Origin of the sequence: Candidatus Frankia alpina (genome assembly GCF_902806485.1) — a bacterium.
In the GTDB taxonomy this organism is placed as follows: Bacteria; Actinomycetota; Actinomycetes; order Frankiales; family Frankiaceae; genus Frankia; species Frankia alpina.
The window spans coordinates 1-4,576 of the sequence record NZ_CADCWT010000323.1; the positions used below are offsets into that span (position 1 = coordinate 1).

Here is a 4,576-nt window from a genome sequence, read left to right on the forward strand (position 1 = left end):
CGTCGCCACAGCCCCCAGGGACACTCACACCCCGTAACAATTACCCAACCTCACAAATCGACGCCGGGAATGGCTCAGTCACCGATGATCGTCGTCCGCAGGTGACCGACGTGCATCTCCTTCGCGATGTTCGGCCCAGAGTAGTCGATGACCGTGCGACGGCCCTGTTCCAGGGTGCTGACCCCGAGCCGTGGGGCCGCGAGGCGGTGGGCCACCTGCTGCCAGAGCGGGCCATCGGCAAGGGTGATGTTGATGAACCCAGGGCCGGAGACAGTGACCTCTGCTATCGAGGTTCTGCTATCGAGGTAGGGACGGCCCGCAGCGCATCGGCGACTGCCCCTGCCAGATCTGCGGGCTTGCGGCGGGCCCGTCTGGCAAGTGCCAGCGCCGCGTTGGAGTGGAAATCGGCATGGTCCGAGCTCCGTACAACCGGGTCAGCGCCCGCCAGATCGGGCAGCGCCCGGCTGATCGCTCCTGCGACTGCGGCCTCGATCGTCCTGCTCAGTGAGGGCACTTCATGGCTGTTCACCTCGACTCCTCCTTCAGCGACCTCCAGTGTCCCAGGTGTGGCCAGTGGCCCGGGCACCGCGGGCGCGAGGATCGCAAGTAGGTGCCTGCGCACATCGGGCCGTTGCCAGAGACGACCTTCGCCGACCGTAGACACCGCCCCCTCCTCGGCGAGCCGCGCGACGCCGCGGCGGAGTGCAGCAAGTAGATCGGGATCGTGACGGTAACCGAGGAAGTCCTTGCCGGCGGCACCGTTCCAGCTGGCAACGAGGACTTCGGCCATGTCCGCCAGAGTAAAAGTACACGTCGGGTCAAGTAAGGAGAGTCCGAGGAGCGTCGCAGCCCGCTCGGCGGAAATCCAGTGCTGCTCATACAAGCGAGTATCTCCACCTAAAAAGAGGTGCGGCGTGGTCGGTTCATTGAGGGGCTTGCGCTCGGCACTTGGCATTTGAATGCCTGCACCCTCGTGACCACGTTGGAGCCGGGAACCATGTCCGCCGAGGCCATCGTCTTGGCCTGCATCCCTCGCTTGGTCATCGGTTCCTGGGACACCTACAACGGCGCGGTCTGCTCCCTCTGGGACGTCGTGCGCGATCGCAGGCTCAATCACTTTGTTGAAGTCATCCCCGAGGTACTTAAATCTGAGTGTGATGCGCTGCTGAACGCCTATCGTGACTCACCCCAGTCGCGCGAGGATGCTGACTCGACGGTGATCTGACACCAGCTCTCATTGCAGCTCCCCAAGTGCGCATCGCCGTTGCCTGCGAGTGCGGCCGAGCGGGCCGCCCAACGCTCACCTGCGTTGACCCGTCTCTCGCGTGGCAACGTTCGTCCGCGTGATGATCGTGCTGAGTGGAACGGCTCGGTTGGTGCCGCGGTAGTAGCCGGTGGGCTCTGCCGTAGCGGCGCTGAGCGGTGGCCTTGACCTCATGTCGACTTCAGGTTCGAGACTGTTGGCCGGCCGGGGTGCGGTGGAGATTCCGCCGGGCAGCCTTGGCCGAGGAGGACCGTGATGGCAGGCACTTCGCCCCCGACAGCCCTTGACCATCCTGACCCGCCGAATCTCCGGCCCCACGGCTCCGAACCGGGATCGGACCCCGTCCGCGGGGCCACAAGACGACCGGTCAACGGGCCGTCGGCTCCCGGCCCGTCGGCCGGAATCGACCGGCAGACCCGGCTCACGCTGGGTGTGCTGGTGCTCGGCGGGCTCATGGTCGTGCTCGACGTCACGATCACCAATGTCGCAATCCGAAGCCTCTCCCGGGACCTGCACGCCCCACTGCCGGTGATCCAGTGGGTGACCACCGGATACACGCTGGCGCTGGCGGTCGTGGTGCCGACGAGCGCGTGGCTGGCCGCCCGACTCGGCACCCGCCGCGTCTACGTCGCCGCGCTGGCCCTGTTCGGGCTGGGTTCACTGCTGGCGGGGCTGGCGTGGAACATCGGCTCGCTCATCGCCTTCCGGGTGCTGCAGGGCGTCGGCGGTGGGCTGGTCAACCCGATCGCGATGACGATCGCGATGCGCAGCGCCCGGCCGGAGGTTCGGGGCCGCACGATGGGCGTGCTGGGGCTGCCCGTGCTCGTCGGCCCGCTCGCCGGGCCGACGCTCGGCGGTCGGCTCGTCGAATACTCCTGGCGGTGGATCTTTCTGATCAACATGCCGATCGCGCTGGTCGCCGTCCCGCTGGCGCTGCGGCTGCTGCCACGGGACGCGCCCGCCGGCGCCCGGGAGCGGCTCGACGTGCCGGGGCTCGCGCTGATCGGGCCGGGGCTGGCCGCCGTCGTGTACGGGCTGGCGGAAAGTGGCCGGCGCGGCACCCTCGTCTCGGCGACCGTGCTGGTGGGGATGTGCGTCGTGTTCGTGCTGCGCGCGCTGCGGCTGCGCACGCGGCGCCCGCTGGTCGAGGCGCGCCTGCTGGGCCGGCGGGCCGTCGCCTCCGGGGCCGGCACGCTGGGCCTGTCCGTGGCGGCCTACTTCGGCTCGATGTTCATCGTGCCGCTGTACTGGCAGCTCGTCCGGGGGCAGAGCCCGGCGGCGGTCGGGCTGCTGGCCATCCCGCAGGCGCTGACCACCGGCCTGTCGTTGCAGGTCGCGAGCCGGTTGATCGACCGGGTCCCGCCGGCGCGGGTCGTCGGGGCGGGCATCGTGATCGCGACCGCCGGCCTGCTGGCCACCCTGCTCCAGCTCGACGCGAACACGCCGTACTGGCATCTGCTGACGTCGATGGCGGTGACCGGGATCGGCACCGGCGCGACGATCATGCCCACGATCACGACGGCGCTGCGCCACCTGCCCGACCGGGACACCGCCGCCGGCAGCACCCTGCTGAACATCACCAACCAGGTCGCCGTCTCCGTCGGCACCGCGTTGACCTCGGTGCTGCTTGCGGCGAACCTGGCGAGCCTGGCCGGTCTGGACCAGGGCGCCGACCTCTCCGGCGACATCCCTGCCTCCGCGACCGGCGGCGTGGTCGCGGCCTTCCGCCACACCCTGCTGCTCCCGGTGGCCCTGATGGCGGTGGCCGGCGTGGTCGCACTGCTCCTGCTGCCCCGCGGCGGAGGAGACAAAGCCCCGGCCGCGGGTGAGGCGGCTCGTGCGGCACGCTGATCCCGCCGAGGCGAGGCCGCAAGGCACTCTGCGTACCGCAACCGGAGGATCTTCACGGTCGTCGATGTGCCGGCGGTGTCCATCGGGTTCGTCGCCGGTCGGCGATCCGCTGATGAAACGTGCCGGGAGCGTGAGAGTCCTCACGCTCGAGCGGGCCATCGGCGGGGAGAACCGGCAGGAAAGTCCGCTGCTGAGGCGAATCGCCGGCTGGGGGACCCCCGGCTAGGCCAGCCTCGCCTATCGATCAGTTGTTCGGGACCGGGCGTATCGCGGATGTACCGGGCAGTATCAGGCCAACGTCGTCATCATTCCGCCTCCGTCCCGGGTCCGGCATCCGCCGAAACCACCCAGGGCGGCGGTCGCGGTTTGTGGCCTCGGAGCTGCTGCCGGGCGCGATCCGCGTTGCGGGCCGGCCGGGGTCCTGGCGCACAGGCCGCCGCCGGTGGGCGGCCGGGGCAGACCCCCGTCCACCGGCGGCGCTCCACCGCGGGTGCTGGGCCGCGGGCGCTGCTCCGGCGCCCGACGGAGCGCCCGACAGGCGGCCGCAGGCGTGCCGCTGGCCACGCGAGGCGCGGGTGGCCTGGTGGACCTGCGAGGATCGGGGGCATGGTGGTTCCCTCTGCCGCGCCGGCCTCCGAAGAGCTGTTCCAGCGCGCCGAGCGTGTCGTTCCCGGTGGGGTCAACTCCCCGGTCCGTGCCTTTCGGGCCGTCGGCGGCACCCCTCGCTTCATGGTGTCCGGCGACGGCCCGTATCTGACGGACGCGGACGGGCGTACCTACGTCGATCTGGTCTGCTCCTGGGGGCCGATGATCCTCGGCCATGCCCATCCCGTCGTCGTCGAGGCGGTGTCGCGGGCGGTGTCCGCCGGCACCAGCTTCGGCACGCCGACGCCGGGTGAGGTGGAGCTCGCCGAGCTGATTGTGGAGCGGGTCGGCCCGGTCGAGAAGGTGCGGCTGGTCAACTCCGGGACGGAGGCGACGATGAGCGCCGTGCGGCTGGCCCGCGGCTTCACCGGCCGGTCCACGATCATCAAGTTCGCCGGCTGCTATCACGGGCACGTCGACGCCCTGCTCGCCGCCGCCGGCTCCGGGGTGGCCACCCTCGGGCTGCCCGACACCCCCGGTGTGACCGGCGCCGCGACCGCCGACACCATCGTCCTGCCCTACAACGATCTCGCCCTGGTCGAGGCCGTCTTCGCCGACCGCGGCGACACGATCGCCGCGGTCATCACCGAGGCCGCCGCGGCCAACATGGGCGTGGTCCCGCCGCTGCCCGGCTTCAACGCCGGGCTGCGCCGGCTGTGCGACGTCCACGGCGCGTTGTTCATCCTCGACGAGGTGATGACCGGCTTCCGGATCTCCCGGGCCGGCTGGTGGGGCAACGAGGGCGCCATCGAGGACTGGTCGCCGGACCTGTTCACCTTCGGCAAGGTGATGGGCGGAGGCCTGCCCGCGGCGGCG

The 4,576-nt window shown here is 70.6% G+C and carries 5 protein-coding genes; 3 read left to right on the top strand and 2 right to left on the bottom strand.

Translation table 11 applies throughout. The features are described from left to right. Positions 1-74: 74 nt before the first annotated feature. Together argS and G6R25_RS28280 are read right to left on the bottom strand one after the other, a co-directional pair. Positions 75-215, bottom strand: coding sequence for an arginine--tRNA ligase domain-containing protein (gene argS, locus G6R25_RS28275; RefSeq protein WP_235949416.1), 141 nt, complete (start codon positions 213-215; stop codon positions 75-77). Positions 216-283: 68 nt separating this feature from the next. Next, on the bottom strand, positions 284-883 hold the full coding sequence (locus G6R25_RS28280) for a hypothetical protein (protein WP_235949419.1): 600 nt from the start codon (positions 881-883) through the stop codon (positions 284-286). 114 nt (positions 884-997) lie between these two features. Here G6R25_RS28280 and G6R25_RS21865 point away from each other — a divergent pair, with 114 nt between their 5' ends. The 3 genes from G6R25_RS21865 to G6R25_RS21875 all read left to right on the top strand — a co-directional run. Next, positions 998-1,225: a tRNA-specific adenosine deaminase gene (locus G6R25_RS21865; protein WP_473246926.1), complete on the top strand. Its 228-nt coding sequence runs from the start codon at positions 998-1,000 to the stop codon at positions 1,223-1,225. 294 nt (positions 1,226-1,519) lie between these two features. Beyond that, positions 1,520-3,115 (top strand): DHA2 family efflux MFS transporter permease subunit, encoded by a 1,596-nt coding sequence (locus G6R25_RS21870; RefSeq protein ID WP_163554401.1) that lies wholly within the window; start codon positions 1,520-1,522, stop codon positions 3,113-3,115. 606 nt (positions 3,116-3,721) lie between these two features. Beyond that, the coding region (locus G6R25_RS21875) for a glutamate-1-semialdehyde 2,1-aminomutase (protein WP_163554402.1) at positions 3,722-4,576 on the top strand (855 nt) is incomplete at its 3' end.